At 45.4% G+C, this 18,871-nt stretch carries 18 protein-coding genes and 6 tRNA genes; 19 read left to right on the forward strand and 5 right to left on the reverse strand.

Annotation, left to right across the window (positions count from 1 at the left end):
• Positions 1 to 99: 99 nt before the first annotated feature.
• The 15 genes from AC5162_RS05725 to AC5162_RS05795 all read left to right on the forward strand — a co-directional run bounded on the left by AC5162_RS05725 (position 100) and on the right by AC5162_RS05795 (position 9,821).
• Positions 100 to 190, forward strand: a tRNA-Ser gene (locus AC5162_RS05725).
• Between the two features lie 4 nt (positions 191 to 194).
• Positions 195 to 267: transfer RNA gene (locus tag AC5162_RS05730), tRNA-Val, on the forward strand.
• A 97-nt stretch (positions 268 to 364) separates the two neighbouring features.
• A tRNA-Trp gene (locus AC5162_RS05735) sits at positions 365 to 438 on the forward strand.
• Positions 439 to 440: 2 nt separating this feature from the next.
• A tRNA-His gene (locus tag AC5162_RS05740) sits at positions 441 to 513 on the forward strand.
• 25 nt (positions 514 to 538) lie between these two features.
• Positions 539 to 622 (forward strand) — tRNA-Leu (locus AC5162_RS05745).
• Positions 623 to 759: 137 nt separating this feature from the next.
• Complete coding sequence (gene rsmG / locus AC5162_RS05750; RefSeq protein ID WP_496534301.1) at positions 760 to 1,476, forward strand: 16S rRNA (guanine(527)-N(7))-methyltransferase RsmG; 717 nt, start codon at positions 760 to 762, stop codon at positions 1,474 to 1,476.
• A gap of 19 nt (positions 1,477 to 1,495) precedes the next feature.
• On the forward strand, positions 1,496 to 2,254 hold the full coding sequence (locus AC5162_RS05755) for a ParA family protein (protein WP_496534302.1): 759 nt from the start codon (positions 1,496 to 1,498) through the stop codon (positions 2,252 to 2,254).
• Positions 2,247 to 3,146 (forward strand): ParB/RepB/Spo0J family partition protein, encoded by a 900-nt coding sequence (locus tag AC5162_RS05760; protein WP_496534303.1) that lies wholly within the window; start codon positions 2,247 to 2,249, stop codon positions 3,144 to 3,146. The genes AC5162_RS05755 and AC5162_RS05760 overlap by 8 nt, the downstream gene beginning before the upstream one ends.
• A complete protein-coding gene (locus AC5162_RS05765; RefSeq protein WP_496534304.1) occupies positions 3,146 to 3,346 on the forward strand; it encodes a DUF951 domain-containing protein in 201 nt (66 codons plus the stop codon). Before AC5162_RS05760 ends, AC5162_RS05765 begins: the two co-directional genes overlap by 1 nt.
• A 29-nt stretch (positions 3,347 to 3,375) precedes the next feature.
• Positions 3,376 to 4,476, forward strand: coding sequence for a redox-regulated ATPase YchF (gene ychF / locus AC5162_RS05770; protein WP_496534305.1), 1,101 nt, complete (start codon positions 3,376 to 3,378; stop codon positions 4,474 to 4,476).
• 21 nt (positions 4,477 to 4,497) lie between these two features.
• Positions 4,498 to 5,202 (forward strand): DUF1129 domain-containing protein, encoded by a 705-nt coding sequence (locus AC5162_RS05775; protein WP_496534306.1) that lies wholly within the window; start codon positions 4,498 to 4,500, stop codon positions 5,200 to 5,202.
• A 3-nt stretch (positions 5,203 to 5,205) separates the two neighbouring features.
• Positions 5,206 to 5,895 (forward strand): response regulator transcription factor, encoded by a 690-nt coding sequence (locus tag AC5162_RS05780; RefSeq protein ID WP_496534307.1) that lies wholly within the window; start codon positions 5,206 to 5,208, stop codon positions 5,893 to 5,895.
• 213 nt (positions 5,896 to 6,108) lie between these two features.
• Positions 6,109 to 7,059: a sensor histidine kinase gene (locus AC5162_RS05785; RefSeq protein WP_496534308.1), complete on the forward strand. Its 951-nt coding sequence runs from the start codon at positions 6,109 to 6,111 to the stop codon at positions 7,057 to 7,059.
• A complete protein-coding gene (locus tag AC5162_RS05790; protein WP_496534309.1) occupies positions 7,049 to 8,383 on the forward strand; it encodes a D-alanyl-D-alanine carboxypeptidase family protein in 1,335 nt (444 codons plus the stop codon). Before AC5162_RS05785 ends, AC5162_RS05790 begins: the two co-directional genes overlap by 11 nt.
• A 91-nt stretch (positions 8,384 to 8,474) precedes the next feature.
• Complete coding sequence (locus AC5162_RS05795; RefSeq protein ID WP_496534310.1) at positions 8,475 to 9,821, forward strand: glucose-6-phosphate isomerase; 1,347 nt, start codon at positions 8,475 to 8,477, stop codon at positions 9,819 to 9,821.
• A 105-nt stretch (positions 9,822 to 9,926) separates the two neighbouring features.
• On the opposite strand, the gene AC5162_RS05800 is transcribed toward AC5162_RS05795, so the two are convergent.
• Complete coding sequence (locus AC5162_RS05800) at positions 9,927 to 10,544, reverse strand: GntR family transcriptional regulator (protein ID WP_496534311.1); 618 nt, start codon at positions 10,542 to 10,544, stop codon at positions 9,927 to 9,929.
• Between the two features lie 170 nt (positions 10,545 to 10,714).
• Here AC5162_RS05800 and AC5162_RS05805 point away from each other — a divergent pair, with 170 nt between their 5' ends.
• Both AC5162_RS05805 and AC5162_RS05810 read left to right on the forward strand, forming a co-directional pair.
• Positions 10,715 to 11,908 (forward strand): quaternary amine ABC transporter ATP-binding protein, encoded by a 1,194-nt coding sequence (locus tag AC5162_RS05805; protein WP_496534312.1) that lies wholly within the window; start codon positions 10,715 to 10,717, stop codon positions 11,906 to 11,908.
• The gene (locus AC5162_RS05810; protein ID WP_496534313.1) at positions 11,901 to 13,619 is read left to right on the forward strand and encodes an ABC transporter permease/substrate binding protein; all 1,719 of its coding nucleotides are present in this window, start codon (positions 11,901 to 11,903) and stop codon (positions 13,617 to 13,619) included. The genes AC5162_RS05805 and AC5162_RS05810 overlap by 8 nt, the downstream gene beginning before the upstream one ends.
• A gap of 69 nt (positions 13,620 to 13,688) precedes the next feature.
• Here the strand turns inward: AC5162_RS05810 and AC5162_RS05815 are convergent, their stop codons facing one another.
• Both AC5162_RS05815 and AC5162_RS05820 read right to left on the reverse strand, forming a co-directional pair.
• Complete coding sequence (locus AC5162_RS05815) at positions 13,689 to 14,894, reverse strand: ABC transporter permease (protein WP_496534314.1); 1,206 nt, start codon at positions 14,892 to 14,894, stop codon at positions 13,689 to 13,691.
• Entirely contained in the window at positions 14,887 to 15,783 is an 897-nt protein-coding gene (locus AC5162_RS05820; protein WP_496534315.1) for an ABC transporter ATP-binding protein, read from the reverse strand. The genes AC5162_RS05815 and AC5162_RS05820 overlap by 8 nt, the downstream gene beginning before the upstream one ends.
• Positions 15,784 to 15,985: 202 nt before the next feature.
• Here AC5162_RS05820 and AC5162_RS05825 point away from each other — a divergent pair.
• Positions 15,986 to 16,057: transfer RNA gene (locus AC5162_RS05825), tRNA-Glu, on the forward strand.
• Between the two features lie 94 nt (positions 16,058 to 16,151).
• On the opposite strand, the gene AC5162_RS05830 is transcribed toward AC5162_RS05825, so the two are convergent.
• Positions 16,152 to 16,517, reverse strand: coding sequence for a cyclic-phosphate processing receiver domain-containing protein (locus AC5162_RS05830; RefSeq protein ID WP_496534316.1), 366 nt, complete (start codon positions 16,515 to 16,517; stop codon positions 16,152 to 16,154).
• A gap of 76 nt (positions 16,518 to 16,593) precedes the next feature.
• Positions 16,594 to 17,229, reverse strand: coding sequence for a hypothetical protein (locus tag AC5162_RS05835; RefSeq protein ID WP_496534317.1), 636 nt, complete (start codon positions 17,227 to 17,229; stop codon positions 16,594 to 16,596).
• Positions 17,230 to 17,454: 225 nt separating this feature from the next.
• On the opposite strand from AC5162_RS05835, the gene dsdA reads away from it, so the two are divergent.
• Complete coding sequence (gene dsdA / locus AC5162_RS05840) at positions 17,455 to 18,759, forward strand: D-serine ammonia-lyase (RefSeq protein ID WP_496534318.1); 1,305 nt, start codon at positions 17,455 to 17,457, stop codon at positions 18,757 to 18,759.
• The last annotated feature ends 112 nt before the right edge of the window (positions 18,760 to 18,871 follow it).

The following is an 18,871-nucleotide window of genomic DNA, read 5'->3' on the forward strand; positions in this document are numbered from 1 at the left end:
AAGTTAAGCTCTAGAGCGCCGAAAGTAGTTGCCGGAACGCTGGCTGCGAGGATAGGACGACGCGATGCCTGTACATATGAAGATAAGAGAGAGTTTTCTGGAGAGGTGTCCGAGTCAGGCTTAAGGAGCACGGTTGGAAACCGTGTAAGCGGTGAAAACTGCTTCGAGGGTTCGAATCCCTTTCTCTCCATTTTGGACGATTAGCTCAGCTGGGAGAGCACCTGCCTTACAAGCAGGGGGTCACAGGTTCGATCCCTGTATCGTCCATATGCCCTCTTTTTTATTTTCAAAGCATGAGTTCAGTGCCTTCGTGGGGTGCAAGTCCCCATCATGTTGTTTCAGCTTTGGCTGATATTTATAACTTAGGGATATAGTTTAATGGTAGAATAGCGGTCTCCAAAACCGTTGATGGGGGTTCGATTCCCTCTATCCCTGCCATGGCGGTAGTGGTGAAGTGGTTAACACACTGGTTTGTGGATCCAGCATGCGAGGGTTCGATCCCCTTCTACCGCCCTAATAAAGTGTTAAACTTTATTTTGCCCTTGTGGCGGAATTGGCAGACGCGCTGGACTCAAAATCCAGTGGTGGCAACACCGTGTGGGTTCGACTCCCACCGAGGGCACTTCATGAAACCTAGACAGATTTGTCTAGGTTTTTTTGTATGAAGAAAGGCTTCCTTTGCCTTGATTCTTAGCCCCTTTTTAGGTATTCTTAATATTAGTTAGCTAGGTCAAAATTGACCTTGTTTGGAGGAAGATTTTGAACCAAGAAGACTTCATTAAAAGCCTGATTGACGCTGGCTTAGACCTTGATCAAAAACAGTTAGACCAATTTGATCAATACTACCAAATGTTGGTAAAAACCAACCAAGAATTCAACTTGACGGCGATTACCGACCACGATGAAGTGTATTTGAAGCATTTTTTTGATTCACTCACGTTGGTATTAAAGTATCCTGAATTAAAAAATGGCCAACCGACTTTGATTGATATTGGTTCTGGTGCTGGGTTCCCAGCCTTGCCACTAAAGATTGCTTTACCTAATTTACAGGTAACTTTGGTTGATTCACTTAATAAGCGGGTGAACTTCTTGAAGACAGCGGTGAAAGAATTAGGCTTGACTGGCGTGACGGTTTTGCATGGTCGGGCAGAAGACTTAGGCCAAGACCAATCAATGCGGGAATCTTTCGACTACGCTACGGCGCGGGCTGTTGCTCGTACTGCTGTATTGGCTGAGTATACCCTCCCATTTGTTAAAATTGGTGGGAAGTTATTAGCGATGAAGGGGTCTGCTGGCGAAGATGAACTTGCCGCGGGTCAAAAGGCGTTGACGACGCTTGGTGGCCAATTGGAAGATAGTTTTTCATTTGCCTTAACCAATGGCGACCCAAGAATTATTCAAATTATCAATAAGGTGCAAAAAACACCAAAGAAGTACCCTCGTCAAGCGGGTACACCAAGTAAGAAACCTTTATAACGGGAAAAGGAGCCAGCAGATGGCAAAGACAATTGCTTTAGCCAACCAAAAGGGTGGGGTTGGTAAAACAACAACAAGTATTAACCTTGGGGCCGCACTGGCAAAGGCTGGCAAGAAGGTCTTGCTGGTTGATGCCGATCCTCAGGGAAATGCGACTTCAGGTGTTGGAGTTGATAAGTCGGAATTGAAGCAAGACGTTTACGATGTGTTGATTGAAGAAGCACCAGTGAAAGACGTGATTGTTCAAGCAGACGGCTTGGATATTTTGCCAACCACTATTCAATTATCAGAAAGTGAAATTCAATTAGTTGGTGTTGAAGGCCGGGAGTACCGGTTGAAGCATGCTCTGGACCAATTGGATGAAGAATACGACTATATCTTAATCGATAATCCACCTTCTCTTGGGTTACTGACGATTAACTCATTTACGGCTGCTGATGCGGTCTTGATTCCGGTTCAAACTGAATTTTATGCCTTGGAAGGGTTAGGACAACTGATCAACACGGTTGAACTAGTCCGCCAGCAATTAAATCCTGACCTTGAAATGGCTGGGATTTTGCTAACGATGTATGATACGCGAACAAACTTGGCTAAGCAGGTTTCAGAAGAAGTCCGGTCATACTTTGAAGACCGAGTTTATCAAACGGTGATTCCGCGAACGGTTCGATTGTCTGAAGCACCATCATATGGTCAGGCAATTATTGACTTTGACCCTCGGTCAACTGGGGCTAAGGTGTATACGAATTTGGCCAAGGAGGTCATTGCACAGTATGGTTAATAAAAAAGGTGGCCTCGGTAAGAACATGGACTCGCTCTTTGGTTCGAACCGAATTTCAAAAGAGGCCTTAGAACACTCAAAGACGGCTAGCCGGAACCCGGAAGCCAGTGAAAAAGTGGTAACTTTGCCACTAGCTAAAATTGAGGCTAATCCTTTCCAACCCCGGTTGCACTTTGATGATGAATCAATCAAGGAATTAGCTCAATCGATTAAGGAAAACGGCTTATTAACACCGATTATCGTGCGTCAAACTGGTGATAAGTACCAAATTATCGCAGGAGAACGGCGGTTCCGGGCAACCAAGTCGCTAAAGGCAAAAACCATTACGGCCATTGTTCGGGCAACCAACGATGACACAATGGCAACCTTGGCCTTGATTGAAAACTTGCAACGGGACAACTTGGACCCGATTGAAGAATCGCGGGCTTATGCCAATTTGATGGGCCAGTTGGAGTTAAACCAAACCCAATTGGCTGAAAAGTTGGGCAAGGAACGGACAACAATCGCCAATTCTTTGCGGATGTTGAAGTTGCCTAACCAGGTCCAAGACTTAGTTCAAGCTGGCGACTTATCAATGGGCCAGGCCCGGGCTTTGCTTGGTTTGGAAAATGAAAACCAGGTGAACGAAGTTGTTCAAGAAATCATCAAGAATGGTTTGAACGTCCGCCAGGTCGAAGCCTTGGTGAAGCGCTTTAACAATGGTGGGGCTAAGCCAGCTAAGAAAGCTGAATCACCATTTGCCAAAGATTTGGCGAACCGCTTGGAAGACAAGTTTGGGACCAAGGTTAAGGTCAACTCAAGTAAGAAAGGGTCTGGAAAGATTGAAATTTCTTATTTGTCAGACCAAGATCTTTCAAGAATTTTAAACATTTTATCAATTGAGGTAGACTAATGGCAGCAAAAGAAAGCTATGGCCTTGGTGACCTAGTCGAAATGAAAAAGCCCCATGCCTGTGGGACTAACGCCTGGGTGGTTAACCGCTTGGGTGCTGATATTAAAATTACTTGTTCAAACTGTGATCGCACGATTATGCTGACCCGGTTTAACTTTGAAAAACGATTGAAGAAAGTCTTGAAAAAAGCAGACGATTAGTCTGACTTTCAAGGTGAAAGGAAAGAACCATGGCTTTAACAGCTGGAATTGTTGGTTTACCAAACGTCGGGAAATCAACCCTATTTAATGCAATTACCAAGGCGGGGGCCGAAATGGCCAACTACCCATTTGCCACGATTGAACCAAACGTTGGGATTGTCGAAGTTCCTGATGACCGTTTGGCCCGGATTCAAGAAATTGAACCGGCTGATAAGGTCATTCCAACGACTTTTGAATTTACCGATATCGCTGGAATCGTGAAGGGCGCCTCAAAGGGTGAAGGACTTGGTAACAAGTTTTTGGAAAACATCCGTCAGGTGAATGCGATTGTCCATGTTGTCCGGGCTTTTGATGATGATGAAATCATTCACGTCAATGGTGTGGTCGACCCATTGGATGATATCGACACGATCAACACGGAATTAGTTTTGGCTGACTTGGAAGCCGTTGACAAGCGCTATGCCAAGGTTGCTCGCGCAGCCAAGGGGTCTGACAAGGCCGCCAAGGCCGAAGCAGCTGTTTTGGAAAAGATTAAGCCTGCATTGGAAGCTGGTCGGGGTGTTCGGACTTTGGACTTTTCTGAAGAAGAAGAAAAGATCGTGAAGGGCATGTTCTTGTTGACGTCAAAGCCGACACTGTATGTGGCCAATATTGCCGAAGATGATATGGCTGACCCAACCAATTCACCTTACTACCAAAAGATTAAGGACTTTGCTGATGGCGAAGGGGCCGAAGTGATTGCTTTGTCAGCCAATGCTGAAGAAGAAATTGCTCAGTTAGACGATGACGAAAAGGCTGATTATTTGGAATTGGCCGGTGTAGCAGAACCTGGTCTAAACAAGTTGATTCGCTCTGCCTACCACTTGCTTGACTTGCGGACCTTCTTTACCGCTGGTGGGAAAGAAACCCGGGCTTGGACGTTTAAGGCCGGTTACAAGGCCCCTCAAGCAGCTGGTGTTATTCACTCTGACTTTGAACGTGGCTTTATCCGTGCCGAAACGATTGCCTTTGATGACCTGGATGAATACGGGTCTGTTAAGGCTGTTAAGGAAGCCGGTAAGCTTCGTTCAGAAGGAAAAGACTATGATGTCAAAGATGGTGACATCATTGAATTCCGCTTTAACGTATAAGAAAAAAGGATATATGGTGCAATGAACCAAATCGATCCAAAATTAAGTAAGAAAAACCAAGACTTTATGTTCCGCTTGAATAAGGGCTTGGTGACTAATGACCAATTGGAAGATGCTGATAAAGAAGAAATTTTCCAGACGGTCACTGACAAATTAATGGCTGGCCAAAAGTCTGGCCAAACCGCTGCCCAAATTTATGGAACGCCAGCGGCTGCTTTAAAGAAGTATACGAACCCAGCCCGTTTTGCTAAGACCTTCCACGAATATTCATTCTGGTTCTTGGCTGGTGATACCTCCTTGGTACTGGTCATGTTCCTGTCAGGGTTCTTTACGGTCACGATGGCCTTTTCAAAGAGCTCAAGTCAAGGAGCGGGTATCGGACTGTTGTCAGTCTTGTTGCTATCATTTTGGGGTGGGGCCATTTATACCTTGGCAATGCGCCGCTTGGTACCAAATCCCAATGCAACGGATGAAAAGAAAATGCCGACCTGGTTGATGCTCATTATTGTTTCAGTCTTGTGGTTGGCCGGCTTTACCGCCTTTATTTTCATTCCAGCTGCCATTAACCCTGTTTTGCCAGTCCTTGGTAATGCGATTGTCTTTGCCATCGCCTGGTTGCTTTATTTGTTAAACCGAAAGGCCGCCGGCTTACAACACGGTGGTATTTTGGCCATTTCAAAGTTGGCCCAAGAAGCCCGCTTAGCTGAAAACGCTGATAAGGAGTAAGACATGAAGATTTTAGTAGTGGATGACGATCAAGAGATTGCTGAATTATTAGAGATTTACCTCAAAAATGAAGGCTATGAGCCTTTGATTGCAATGGATGGTAAGGAAGCTTTGTCAAAGCTAAATACTAATCCAGACACTGCTTTAATGGTCTTAGACATCATGATGCCAAACATGTCGGGCTATGATGTCTTAAAAGAAGTCCGCAAGGACACCCATATCCCAATCTTGATGTTGTCAGCCAAGTCGGCTGACATGGATAAAATCCAGGGATTGATTTCTGGGGCCGATGACTATGTCACTAAGCCTTTCAACCCCTTGGAAGTGATGGCCCGGATTCGGTCACTTTTGCGCCGGTCACAAAACTTGGTCCAAGACCAAAAACCTGACGTTTTGACCGTAGCATCGTTAGTGATTAACAAGGATTCCCATGAAGTCAAGACTGCCAATGGTGACTTGATTAACTTGACCGCTTTGGAATTTGGGATTTTGTATTTGCTGGCATCCCACCCCAACCGGGTCTTTTCTGCTGACGATATTTTTGAACGAGTTTGGCAGCAAGAATCCGTTGTTTCGGCCAAAACCGTGATGGTCCACGTTTCGCACTTACGTGATAAATTAGAAGAAGCCACCCAGGGCGACCAGGTTATTCAGACCGTCTGGGGTGTTGGTTATAAGATTGAAGTGAAATAGATGGTCAAGAAGAGTACAATTCTACTACAAGCAAACCTGCAGTTTTTGTTAGGTGTCATAGTAGCTTTTGGCTTATCTTGGGCTTTATCTTTTGACCTCTTGGAAAAAGAGCTCTCTTGGTCGACTCGGCTAAGTTGGCCTTTTTTTGCTTTATTCTGGGTCCTTTTAACTGTTCTCTTCCTCGTTTGGGTAATCCGGCGAGCCCGGCAAAAAATGATGTTAATGCGCCTGGCGAACCGGTTGATGGACTTGGCCCAAACTTCATTTGACGGTCAAGACCTCCAGCTAACCCAGCAGGTGGATCAAGAAAAACAATCGGATGACCAAGGTGACTTGGTTGAAGAACTGGCCTTACCACGCTATGGGAACCAAGCCAAGCAGTTAACTGCCCTGGTCAACCAGGTGGTGGCCCAGTTTAACCGCAGTCACGCTAACCAGGTTGCTATTGAAAAGTCAAAAGAGGAAATGATGACGAATATTTCCCATGACTTACGGACACCTTTGACGGCGATTATTGGTTACCTGGGCTTGGTAGTGACGCCAAACTCGCCAATGTCAAAAGAAGACCAGCAAAAGTATTTGGAGACCGCCTACCATAAGTCCAACCAAATGAAGACTTTGGTGGAGGACCTGTTTGAATTTGCCAAGTTACAGTCCCGTCAGATTGACTTGAACATCTCAGACTTTTCACTGGGCGACTTGTTCGACCAGGTCTTGGCGAACTACGCGATGGAAGCTGAAAACCGCGGGCTTCGCTTTGCGACGAACTTGGATCCAAAGCTGATTGTGATGGCGGGTGACTCAGACAAGTTGGCCCGGGTTTTGATTAACCTAGTTGAAAATGCCTTGAAGTATGGCCGTGGCGCTTCCTTTATTAAATTAACTGGGCAAATGAAGGGCACTGACCAAGTTGAAATCCGCGTGCTAAACGATGGCCCAGCAATCCCAGCTGATTCAATTAGCCAGATTTTCGACCGGTTTTACCGGGTCGAAGGGTCCAGAAATAATCAAACAGGCGGGACCGGCCTTGGCCTTGCCATTGTCAAAGGAATTATTGACCAACACCATGGTCAAGTGCGGGTGGAATCAGATGAAGCAATTACCGCTTTTGTTTTGACCTTACCTGTTAAGCAAGTGAAAGAAGAAAAAGAAGATGGCAACTAATTATTATCAACCATTAAGAAGCGTTAACCGGAAAAAAAATAAGAAACGCTTTGTTTGGATTACTGCCTTAGTGGTTGTAATCGTGGCGGCCCTAGCAGGCGGCTATTTTGCCTTGACTGCAAGTAAAGGGACGACGGTTCATCACTTGTTTGAAAAAAAGATTTCAGACCAGCCCGTTAACTTGAATGTTGACGCCGATTCAGCGATCGTCGTTGACTTAACGACCGGTCAAGTGGTTGGTCAAAAGAATGCTGATAAGCAGGTGGCAATTGCCTCTCAAAGTAAGATGTTAGTCGCTTATGGCGTGTTGAAGGCCATTCAGGACAAGCAGATTACTTGGAATGACCAAGTCACAATTCCGTCATCAGCTGATATGTCCTCACAAAATACTGAAGTATACTCGCATTTGAATGTGAAGGCTGGGGATAAGGTCTCTGTCCGCGACTTGTACTGGTCAATGTTTACCAACTCAGCTAATGATTCAGCCTTGACCTTGACGGCTTACTTGACTAAATCAGGTCAGACAAGCCAACAGACTTTGGAAAACTTGGCTGATGAATTAGGGTTGAAGGGGTCTGCTTGGTACAACGGGGCCGGCCTGAAGAATGGGGATGCCTTGAATAGTCAGATTTCCTCTGTATCTGCCTCAGCCTATAACCATGCTTCTGCTCGTCAGTTGGCTATTATTGCTAACAAGATTTTGGCAATGGATCCAACGTTGAAGACGGTTACTCAGTCAGCCAATTTGACTTATACCAAGAACAGTACGACGAAGATTACGACCGCTTCAGGTTTTGGTACTTCATTTGCCAATGTGATTAATGGGTTGAATAATCCAAATAGCTTGCAAGTTCTTGGCTTAAAGTCTGGTTCAACCCCTGAAGCGGGTGCTTGCTTCACTGGTTATGTTGTTGACAAAAACGGTCACCAGTTCTTGACGGTGATTAACAACGCTGCTACTTATACGGATACGAAGCAACGTTACCAAAAGACGATTGATATTGTTGACCAAGTCTTGGCTAAAAAGACTGCCCACACTTATACGGTGGGACAGCAGGTTTCAGGTCACAAGACGGTTGGGATTAAGGGCGAGGATTCCCAAGCTCACTTGGAAGTTTCTTCAACCAAGACATACTGGACGAATAGTTCGAAGTCATTGACTGTGAATGCGTTGACGAAATTGTCAAAGCGTCCAGAAGCAGATAGTTCAGCAACCTTGACTTATGCTGGTGTTAACTTGAAGGCGACCTTCTTGCCAAACCTAACGGACAAGCAAAATGAAGTGCCATTTGCCTTGCTCCATTCGAGCAAGAGTTCTAAATAAAAATTAATCAAATGTATAATATTTTAAAATAAAACGAATATATTTAAAATATGTTATACTATTAATGAGAAATATCCAAGGGAGAAAAACCATGTCAACAGTTCATTTTGATGCGAGTGGTTTACAACAATTTGTTAGTGAAAACGAACTGGGTGAAATCAAGGACCAGGTCCGCTTTGCCCACCAGACATTGGTAAATGGAACGGGTGCTGGAGCGGATGCTAGAGACTGGCTTCACTTTGCTTCTGAACAAACAGAGGCCAGTCTAGCACCATTGAAAGAGATGGCTGCTACTATCCGTCAGAACTCGAAAGTGTTGGTGGTCATCGGGATTGGTGGCTCATACCTTGGGGCTCGGATGGCTTTAGACTTTATTCAGTCACCCTGGCATAATGAATTGGCAGGGGATGATGGTGTTAAGGTCTACTTTGCTGGTAACGCTATGTCTTCGATGGCCTTAAACCAATTAGTTCAAATGATTGGTGACCAGGACTTTTCTGTTAACGTGATTTCCAAGTCGGGAACGACAACGGAACCAGCGATTGCTTTCCGGTTTTTTAAGCAACGCTTGATTGAAAAGTATGGCGAAGCGGAAGCCTTGAAGCGGATTTATGCCACGACTGATGCTAAGCAGGGTGCTTTAAAGAGCGAGGCCAATGCCAAGGGTTACCAAACTCTGGTTATCCCTGATGGAATTGGTGGCCGCTTCTCTGTTTTAACAGCGGTTGGCTTGTTGCCAATGGCGGTTGCTGGGATTGATATCGACCAGGTGCTAGCAGGGGCAGCTAAGGCTGAAACGGAGTATGCCAGTGATGATTTGAACACCAACCCAGCCTTAGCCTATGCCGCTTACCGGCGAATTTTGTATGATAAGGGCTTTACCACTGAAATCCTAGCCAACTGGGAGCCATCATTGCAGTACCTATCTGAATGGTGGAAGCAATTGATGGGTGAGTCTGAAGGAAAGAACCAGAAGGGGGTCTATCCTTCTTCAGCGAACTATTCGACTGACTTACACTCTTTGGGCCAATACATCCAAGAAGGTCGGCGTGACCTCTTTGAAACGGTCGTTGTGGTTGACCAGGTTGAAACAGACTTGGCCATTCCAAAGACGGGTCAAGATGATGACGGTCTCTTGTACTTGGAAGGTAAGTCATTGGATGAGGTTAACCAAACGGCGGCTCTCGGTGTTGCCTTGGCCCACATCGATGGTGGGGTGCCTAATATGGCGGTCCACTTGGCTGACCAAAAAGAAGCAACCCTTGGTGAAATGATTTACTTCTTTGAGCTTGCTGTTGGCGTTTCCGGTTACCTCTTTGCAATCAATCCCTTTAACCAACCAGGGGTTGAAGCTTATAAGACTGCCATGTTTGCCCTTTTGGATAAGCCAGGCTATGAGGAAGCTAGTCAGTATTACCATGATCGCTTAAATAAGTAATCTAGCACATAAAAAGCAATCCGTTGAAACGGATTGCTTTTTATTTTGCTATTGATGTTAATTGGTGAAAGCTTTGTTAAATTTAACCAGTTTAAGCGCAGCTAGTTAGTTACTAAAAAACTGCTGAATGGCCTCCACCGTCTTATCCGAACCGACAAAGTAGATGGTATCACCAGCAGTAATATTAGCATAAGGGCCGGGAGAAAGAATGAGGTCATCGTCATGGAGGATGGCAATGATGGTCGCACCGGTGTTTTGCCAGATATTGAGGGAACCAATCGACTGGTTCAGTTTCTCAGAATTATTATCGGGGATAAATTCGTACGGTGACATCGGACTGTTTTGCCGGACCCGTTGCGTTTGGTCTAATAGCAAAGAAAAGGCATCATCCAAGTTGGTGAGGTCTTCTTTTTGCTTGGCAATCAATTCCTTGATTTCACTATGGGTTGATTGTAGGTCCCGACTCTCCTTGGCCTGGTTAAGAAATTCACGAGCTTTTTCCCGAGAGAGAACTTCTACCCCAGAACCGTGGACTGGTTTGACGATGTCTAAGTCAGCCAAGACCGAAATGGCTTTGCGGGCGGTTTCGGCCGAAACGCCAAAGGTGGCAGCTAAAGTCGAACGAGCATGGAGCTTTTCACCGACAATAAATTGTTTGTTGACGATATGTTCGGCAATTTCTTGGGCAATTTTATGATAACGAGGTTCTTTTACTTTGGGCATATTTCGATTCCTAACACAGAAAGATTAAGTGAAGAAAAATATTAAGTTGACATAAGTGACCACTGGTGTATGATAATAGGTGGTCAATATTGCCCACCACGTTTTTGTTTGTGGTGGTCACTTGCTAGTTTATTTTAAAACGGCAAGATAGTCAACTAATAGGAGGGTTTATGCCAAAAGTTCAGATTAAGAATTTAACCAAGATCTTTGGAAAGCGCCAAAAAGCGGCTCTTAAACTGGTTGCGGAAAATAAGTCTAAGAACGAAATCTTTGAACAAACTGGCTCAACAGTTGGTGTTTACGACATCAACTTGGAAGTTAACGAAGGGGAAATATTTGTGATCATGGGGCTTTCTGGTTCAGGAAAGTCAACTTTGATTCGCTTGTTGAACCGGTTAATTGAGCCAACTAGTGGAGAAATCTTCCTTGATGGAAAGAACATTACTCACTACAGCAAAAAAGAAATGTTAGAAATTCGTCGACAGAAGATGTCGATGGTTTTCCAAAACTACGCTTTGTTCCCACACCGGACAATTTTGGAAAACACGGAGTATGGGCTGGAAGTTCAGGGCGTTAAGCCAGCTGAACGGAAGGCACGGGCAGAAAAGGCTTTGGCCAATTCACAGCTCTTGTCTTTTAAGGACCAATACCCATCTCAATTATCAGGTGGAATGCAGCAACGAGTTGGTTTGTCACGGGCATTGACCAATGACCCAGACATCTTGTTGATGGATGAAGCCTTTTCAGCCTTGGACCCCTTGGTTCGGCGGGAAATGCAAGACGAATTGCTTGACTTGCAAGCAAGCATTAAAAAGACGATTATCTTTATTACCCACGATTTGAACGAAGCTTTGCGGCTTGGTGACCGGATTGCCATCATGAAGGATGGTCAACTCCAACAAATCGGTACTGGAGAAGAAATCTTGACCAATCCAGCCAACGATTACGTTGAAAGCTTCGTGGAAGATGTTGACCGGTCAAAGGTCTTAAACGCCGAATCAATTATGATTCCTGGCTTGTCAGTCAACGTTGATACTGATGGACCGAATGTGGCCTTGCACCGGATGTCAGAAGAAGAAGTTTCTGGTTTGGTAGCGGTTGATAAGGACCGTCGCTTTGTCGGCTATGTCACTTCTGACCAGGCTGTTAAGGCCCGCAAGGAAGAATTAACCTTGCGCGATGTAGTTTCGGATATGCCAACGGTTAAGCCTGATACAGTTGTGTCAGATATTATGACCATTATCTATGATGCCCACACACCAGTGGCTGTTATTGATGATGATAAGAAGCTCCGCGGAATTATCATCCGTGGTGCTGTGATTGAAGCCTTGGCTCAAACGGAAGGAGACGATAACAATGCTTGATTTATTTGCTATTGCAAAGCTTCCAATTGATACGTGGGTAACAGACGGTGTGAACTGGATGACCAATAACTGGGCTGGGTTCTTCAACGCCATTCAAAATGGTGGCACCAACGGAATGAATGACATCACCAACTTCTTGACTAATACGCCAATGTGGGTTTTGATCATTGCTTTGACGGCGATTGCCGCCTTGACCGCCCAAAAGAAGAAGTACGGTTTCCCACTCTTCGTCTTCTTTGGTTTGGCATTGGTTGCCAACCAAGGGTTGTGGTCTGACTTTATGCAGACTGTGGCCTTGGTCTTGATGTCATCATTGATTTCATTAGTAATCGGGATTCCTTTGGGAATTTGGACGTCAAAGTCACCAAAGGCCTACGCTGTGATTAAGCCCATCTTGGACTTTATGCAGACTATGCCAGCCTTTGTTTACTTGATTCCAGCCGTTGCTTTCTTCGGAATTGGAATGGTACCCGGAATCTTTGCCTCAATCATCTTTGCCTTGCCACCAGTAGTGAACTTCACTTACTTGGGCTTGAAGCAAGTGCCTGAAAGCTTAGTTGAAGCCGCTGATTCATACGGGTCAACGACTTGGCAAAAGCTCTTTAAGTTGGAATTGCCAAACGCTAAGGGTAACATTATTGCTGGTTCAAAGCAGACAATTATGTTGGCCTTGTCAATGGTTGTGACGGCCTCAATGATTGGGGCCCCCGGCCTTGGTCGTGGGGTCTTGTCAGCCGTTCAACACGCTGACCTTGGATCTGGATTTGTCAACGGAATTGCCTTGGTTGTCTTGGCCATTATCGTTGACCGCTTCGTGCAAAAGCTAGACTCAAACCCAGTTGTTGATGCTAAGATGCCGAAGTGGCGCAAGTGGGGTGCTTGGTTGATGGTTGCCGTGATTGCCATTGCTGGAATTGCTGGTAGCATCTCAGCTAAGCAAAATAGTGGTAAGAAGATTACCCTTGGTTACGTGCAATGGGATTCTGAAGTTGCTTCTACCAACGTTTTGGCCGAAGCAATGCGCCAGCACGGCTTCGACGTGACGATTACGCCACTTGATAACGCCGTAAACTGGCAGTCAGTTGCAACGAAGCAAACGGATGCAACTGTTTCTGCGTGGTTGCCTAACACCCACCACGCCTTGTACGAAAAGTACAAGAACCAAGTCGATGTGCTTGGACCAAACTTGAAGGGTGTTAAGCTTGGTTTGGTTGTGCCAGACTACATGAAGATTACCTCAATCACGCAGTTGTCTGACCAAGCTAATAAGACCATTACCGGTATCGAACCTGGTGCCGGGGTCATGACCGCTGCCCAAAAGACAATTGATTCATACTCAAACTTGTCTGGCTGGAACTTGCAAGCTTCATCAACTGGTGCAATGACATCAGCCTTGGATAAGGCCTACAAGGAAAAGAAGGAAATTGTCTTGACTGGTTGGTCACCGCACTGGATGTTTACCAAGTACAAGTTGCACTACTTGTCTGACCCTAAGCAGACGATGGGTACCGACGAATCAATCAACACGGTTGTTCGGAAGGGCTTGAAGTCTGATAGCCCTAAGGCCTACAAGGTCTTGAAGAACTTCCACTGGACGAAGGAAGACATGCAAAACGTCATGCTTGCCATCCAGAACGGTAAGTCACCTCAGCAAGCTGCTGATGACTGGATCAGTGCTCACAAGTCTCAAGTGAACGCCTGGTTTAAGTAATTAAATTCTTGCTCTGATAAAAAAAGCGCCAATCCGTATTATTCATACGGATTGGCGCTTTTGCTTTGTTTAAAATTTTAGGGACTGCCACAACTGCTTTAAAATATTCTCGTCGGAATAGGATAAGACGTTTTTGGCATAAAGCTTTTGCCCGTAATCGGCTAAGGCGACAAGCGCCAACGCCGAAAGACCAAGTGAGAGGTAAGCCTGCCACCAGGCAACCGACTGGTTGGCAATGAGTCCTGGCATCACCGACTGGGAGAAGAAGGGGATGTAGGAGAAGAATTGGACGACGGGGTTGGACCCGGTCGATGAAACGCTGGCCAAGCTAATCACGTACGGTAGCATTGCTAGGGTAGTGATTGGCGTCATCGCTTGAGAAATCTGCGACTCGTCATTCACCAGTGAGGCGGTAATCGCTGCCAAGACTAGGTAAAGGGCGGTCGCAATCACGACAAAGAGCAAGGTATAAATGACCAATGCCGGCGTTAGGCCAGACAAGTAACCGAGGTAGGTTTTTACCTCTGGAACTTGTGGGGCTAAAGCAACAATTCCAAGCCCTGCCAGGACGTAGACGGCCAATTGGGTGATGAGCAGTGCTACCACACCCCAAAGCTTACCAAAGTACTGTGAGCTAGCTGAGGAGGCCGCTAGGAGGGTTTCCATAATTCGAGAGGATTTCTCGTTGGCGATTTCATTGCCAATGATGGAAGAGTAGGTTGATACAATTAAGAGAACGCCGATGGTAATGGCCGAAGTGATCCAAGTTTGGTCAGTCTGTGATTTCTGCGCTGACTTGTTGACCTTAGTTTGCAAGTCATAAGAGGTTAGCAGTGAATCAATCTCTTGGTCATCTAAAAGGTACGATTCAGCCTGTTCTTTAAGGTACATTTGGTTCAGACTATCTTGGAGTTTTGACTTGTTGATTTTTGCCGAATTGGGGCTAGTAGTTAGCTGGCCACCCGTCTGCTTTAAGACCAAGACCCCGTCAATTTTATTTTTCTTTAAGGCCTGGTTTGCTTGATTTTGGTCTGTGATCGATGAAACCTTAATCTTCAAGTCCTTGGCGGAATCTTTGATGGCTTGCCGGTGCTGGGAAGAACCAATCACGGCCAAGTCGGCAGTGTGGTCTTTTGAAACTGAAGCGACGCCGTAACCGATGGAGAAGGCGATGATTAAGAGAACAAAGGGTGAAAGGACCACCCACCAAAAAGACGACTTCTTAACCCGGGTCAGGTAGGTCTGCTGGGCCACCAAGAGTGTTTGCTTATTCATGGTTGTCGACCTCCATTGTAAAGATTTCCGCTAAGGTCGGTGGTTGCTGGGAGAAGGCGGGGATATACCCGTCTTTTGTTAAAGTATTAAAGATTTCGGGGCCGAAGGCCTCGTCTGCCAAATGTAGTTGGAAACCGCCATCCTTTGGGGTGACCTTAGTGACGCCCGGTAGGGTTTGGAGCTGGTTAGCGGTGAAAGTTGGTGCCTCAACGTAGAGCCGGGTTCGGCCGTATGATTCCCGGATTTGCTGGGTGGGGCCGTGTAAAATGGTTTCACCGCGGTTTAACATCAAAAGTTGGTCAGAAATCTGGCTAACGTTGTCCATGTTGTGGGAGGAGAAGATAATCATGGCGCCTTCGTCTTTGAGGAGCTGAATTTGGTCCATAAAGAGCCCGGCGTTGACCGGATCTAAGCCAGAGAAAGGCTCGTCTAAAATGACGAAGTCTGGTTCAAAGATTAGTGCCATAATCAGCTGGACCTTCTGAGCATTTCCCTTTGAGAGTGATTGAACCAAGTTGGTTGGCTGGCCAACAACCTGGAGTTGGTCGAGCCAGTAGAGCAATCGGCGCTTGGCCGCCTGTTTATCCATGCCATGCAACTGGGCTAAGTAAATCACCTGGTCTTGGATGCTTTGCTTTTGGTAAAGCCCCCGCTCTTCTGGCAGAAAGCCGATGAGGCGGCGGTTATCTTCAGTGATTGGTTGGCCATCCCAAGTGATCGTACCTGAATCGGCCTCGATAAAGTCCAAAATCATCCGGAAGGTGGTTGTCTTACCGGCCCCGTTTTGGCCTATCAAACCGAGGACTTCGCCGGGTTGGATTGTAAAGGACAAGTCATGGACGGCTTGGTGGTCGCCAAAGGCCTTATTTAGGTGTGAAATTTCAATCATTTAAGTGCACCTCAACGTTAAAAGTACTGATACTTTCATTATCGCACAGTTGGTTAAAGGAGGGTTATAAATCAGGCAGATTTGGCAAAACTGGGTAAAAATTTGTCATATTTGGTTTTGATGATTTTGTGGCGGTGTTGCGGCAAAATAAGATTGACTGAACCGCTATAATCTAGTAAACTGTTTAAGTATTGTTGACTATGGCCTCATGGTCAAGTGGTTAAGACGTCGGCTTCTCAGGCCGAAATCGAGGGTTCGACTCCCTCTGAGGCTACTAGGATTTGCCTATTTACCGTATTTTTCGCGGTAGATAGGCTTTTTTGTTGAACAAAAAAACGCATCCAATCACGGGATACGCTTTCATATTTTTACTGTCTTTTCAACCAATCTCTATAGGCTGGTAAGTGCATTGTGGTTACCGGTACATTGGCATCTGCAAAGCCATGTCGTTGTGCTGACTGCCAAGATTTTTCCATCCGCCCGACTTGGATGAGGTTCTGACTATGGATGTTGATATGATCAACGTTCCACCCATCCATAATCATTTGGTCAAAGACTTGGTAGCCTTCCATTTTATTTAGACCAATGTCGTTATCATAAGAAATGTACTTGATTTTGACCTTGGCATGCGATTGCATATATTCCAACAGTTTTTCGCCATTCCAAAAGCGGAGAAAACCATTTGGTGTATCTCTGGCGGGGTCATCATCTAGAAAAATCTTAACTGGACGCATCGAAATACCTCTCTTATTTGGTTTTTATGGGGTACTTATTGTACCCAAAAGAGGGGATTGATGCAACTGGATAGACTTAGTTTGAGCGTGGTTGCTTAACGTAGGTTAATGCATCGGCCGATGAATCGTATTCATATTCGTAGGTATGGCCGTCCTCTTGTTTTTGGGTATGGCCAAGAGTTAATTTACCATCACTAAATGTGTATGGGATGACCTCTGTTGTGTTGCCATCCTCATTAATTGTAATTGAACTTTGATCAACACTGTAGGTAAGTGTTTCAGGGTCCCGGAATGTTCCAATTCCGTTCATTAGAACGGTGTGGTCATCAGTGAAATAATAGTATTTAGTACTATCCTCGACAATGTCTTGATCGATGTCGGACGTGGTATCCAATGCTGTATTTATATCAACGTTATCAACGGTTTTGGGCTGACGCTCATAGCCCTGATTAACGAGTGCGTTTTTAACAGCCTGAAGGTTGTCTGTGCTAGTTGACGGAGCCTTTGTTGAGCCTTTGCTTGTTGATGATTGACTTCTGTCGTTGTCACTATTAGATGATGAGCTGCTGGCCTTTTTGGCCTTTGTTGTGCTTGATGAACTACCATCAGAATTATTGTTATGGTGAGCACCATCAACGTATAAAGTAGTGCCACCAGCAATAACGGCTACTGCGATAATTACCGTAACAATTTGCTTTGTTCCAAATTTCATTGTATTTACCTTCTCTCCGAAGATAAGTTTAGTCTTTTGGCAGTCATGAAACAACTATTTTGTAATAATGAAATTTTTGGGCTCTCTTTTTCTAAATTATCTTGTTTAATTTTTTTAGTATATTAATGGCTGTTTGTGATACCTTTCCTAACGTAATTTAAAAACGATCCAATAAATATCGCTATACTTAGGTCAAATTTGATGGTGAAAGGACTGTTTTGGAATATGAATGTAGATTTGTTGTCAGAAAAGTTGCCACAAGTTCAGGACCTAATGAATGAGAAACCGATTTTTTGGCGAAATCCAGATTATGGGCTATCAGAAAAGCTGCCATTCTCACGGAGTGATATTTTTGATGCAGTCGCTCGCTTAGACCGGTTTGCCCCTTATTTGGCCAAAGTGTTTCCAGAGACAGCGGCTACTAATGGAATTATTGAGTCACCGTTGCTAGCCTTGGACCGGATGCAAGCCAGCTGGGACCAGTACAATGAGCTGCTCGCCGGTAAACTCTTCTTAAAGGCGGATAGTCAGCTGCCGGTATCTGGTTCGATTAAGTCGCGGGGCGGGATTTATGAGGTGTTGAAATTTGCCGAAAAAATTGCCATGGCAGAGGGTGACTTAGCTTATACAGATGACTACACCGTTTTAACGGAAAAACGCTACCAGGACCTGTTTGCTAATTATGGGGTGATTGTTGCTTCAACGGGGAACCTGGCCTTGAGTGTTGGAATTATGGCGGCCAAGTTTGGTTTTAAAACAACGGTTTATATGTCTCATGATGCCAAGCAATGGAAGAAGGACAAACTGCGGGAAAATGGAGTTGAGGTCAAAGAATTCGATACCAACTTTTCAGCGGTGATTCCAAAGGCTCGGGAAGCCGCTGCTTTAGACTCGAAGACCCACTTTGTCGATGACGAAGGTTCTGCCGACCTATTTATTGGCTATGCTGTTGCGGCAGTCCGTTTGCAAAGGCAGCTGAAGGAAGCTGGTATCAAGCTGGACCAAGACCACCCGGTGGTTGTTTATTTGCCAGCCGGAGTTGGTGGCAGTCCTAGTGGTGTAACTTTTGGACTGAAAACCATCTTGGGTCCGCATATCCATGCTGTTTTTTGTGAGCCAACCCATGTGCCTTCGGTGACGCTGGGGATGATGACCAAGTTAAACCAGGATATTTCGGTTTATGACATTGGCTTGGATGGGCTGACGGCTGCAGATGGCTTAGCGGTTGGACGGCCATCGCGAGTAGCAGGGAAGGTGATGAAAACCTTGCTCTTTGGTAGTGTGACCTTTCCGGATGATGATATTTATCGCTACGTGACACGGCTAGCTGATACGGAAGGAATCACGGTTGAACCGTCAGCAGCGGCTGGCTTTACCGGGATTGAAATGGTTACCAAAAACGTTCCGGCCTTCAATTCTGCCAAGACCACTCACATTGTCTGGGCGACGGGCGGGAACATGATGCCGGAATCGGAGCGGACAATCAATTATGAAAAAGGAAAAGAATTGTTGGGAGAAGTAGTGGGTTAGTGATTAAGAAAAGAGCACCTCTTTCTGGGTTGGAAAATGATATGAACCCCGAAATTTGGACAACCAAATTTCGAGGTTTTTATTATGTCCAAATTATCAAAAGAAGACAAAG

Source organism: Fructobacillus sp. ChS1-6f1-1-27 (assembly GCF_059579415.1).

What these genes read in the sequence shown, in the direction of transcription:
- AC5162_RS05755 (WP_496534302.1), top strand. Translation starts at nt 1,496, where the DNA reads ATGGCAAAGACAATTGCTTTAGCCAACCAAAAGGGTGGGGTTGGTAAA.
- AC5162_RS05760 (WP_496534303.1), top strand. Translation starts at nt 2,247, where the DNA reads ATGGTTAATAAAAAAGGTGGCCTCGGTAAGAACATGGACTCGCTCTTT.
- AC5162_RS05765 (WP_496534304.1), top strand. Translation starts at nt 3,146, where the DNA reads ATGGCAGCAAAAGAAAGCTATGGCCTTGGTGACCTAGTCGAAATGAAA.
- ychF (WP_496534305.1), top strand. Translation starts at nt 3,376, where the DNA reads ATGGCTTTAACAGCTGGAATTGTTGGTTTACCAAACGTCGGGAAATCA.
- AC5162_RS05775 (WP_496534306.1), top strand. Translation starts at nt 4,498, where the DNA reads ATGAACCAAATCGATCCAAAATTAAGTAAGAAAAACCAAGACTTTATG.
- AC5162_RS05780 (WP_496534307.1), top strand. Translation starts at nt 5,206, where the DNA reads ATGAAGATTTTAGTAGTGGATGACGATCAAGAGATTGCTGAATTATTA.
- AC5162_RS05785 (WP_496534308.1), top strand. Translation starts at nt 6,109, where the DNA reads ATGATGTTAATGCGCCTGGCGAACCGGTTGATGGACTTGGCCCAAACT.
- AC5162_RS05790 (WP_496534309.1), top strand. Translation starts at nt 7,049, where the DNA reads ATGGCAACTAATTATTATCAACCATTAAGAAGCGTTAACCGGAAAAAA.
- AC5162_RS05795 (WP_496534310.1), top strand. Translation starts at nt 8,475, where the DNA reads ATGTCAACAGTTCATTTTGATGCGAGTGGTTTACAACAATTTGTTAGT.
- AC5162_RS05800 (WP_496534311.1), bottom strand. Translation starts at nt 10,544, where the DNA reads ATGCCCAAAGTAAAAGAACCTCGTTATCATAAAATTGCCCAAGAAATT.
- AC5162_RS05805 (WP_496534312.1), top strand. Translation starts at nt 10,715, where the DNA reads ATGCCAAAAGTTCAGATTAAGAATTTAACCAAGATCTTTGGAAAGCGC.
- AC5162_RS05810 (WP_496534313.1), top strand. Translation starts at nt 11,901, where the DNA reads ATGCTTGATTTATTTGCTATTGCAAAGCTTCCAATTGATACGTGGGTA.
- AC5162_RS05815 (WP_496534314.1), bottom strand. Translation starts at nt 14,894, where the DNA reads ATGAATAAGCAAACACTCTTGGTGGCCCAGCAGACCTACCTGACCCGG.
- AC5162_RS05820 (WP_496534315.1), bottom strand. Translation starts at nt 15,783, where the DNA reads ATGATTGAAATTTCACACCTAAATAAGGCCTTTGGCGACCACCAAGCC.
- AC5162_RS05830 (WP_496534316.1), bottom strand. Translation starts at nt 16,517, where the DNA reads ATGCGTCCAGTTAAGATTTTTCTAGATGATGACCCCGCCAGAGATACA.
- AC5162_RS05835 (WP_496534317.1), bottom strand. Translation starts at nt 17,229, where the DNA reads ATGAAATTTGGAACAAAGCAAATTGTTACGGTAATTATCGCAGTAGCC.
- dsdA (WP_496534318.1), top strand. Translation starts at nt 17,455, where the DNA reads ATGAATGTAGATTTGTTGTCAGAAAAGTTGCCACAAGTTCAGGACCTA.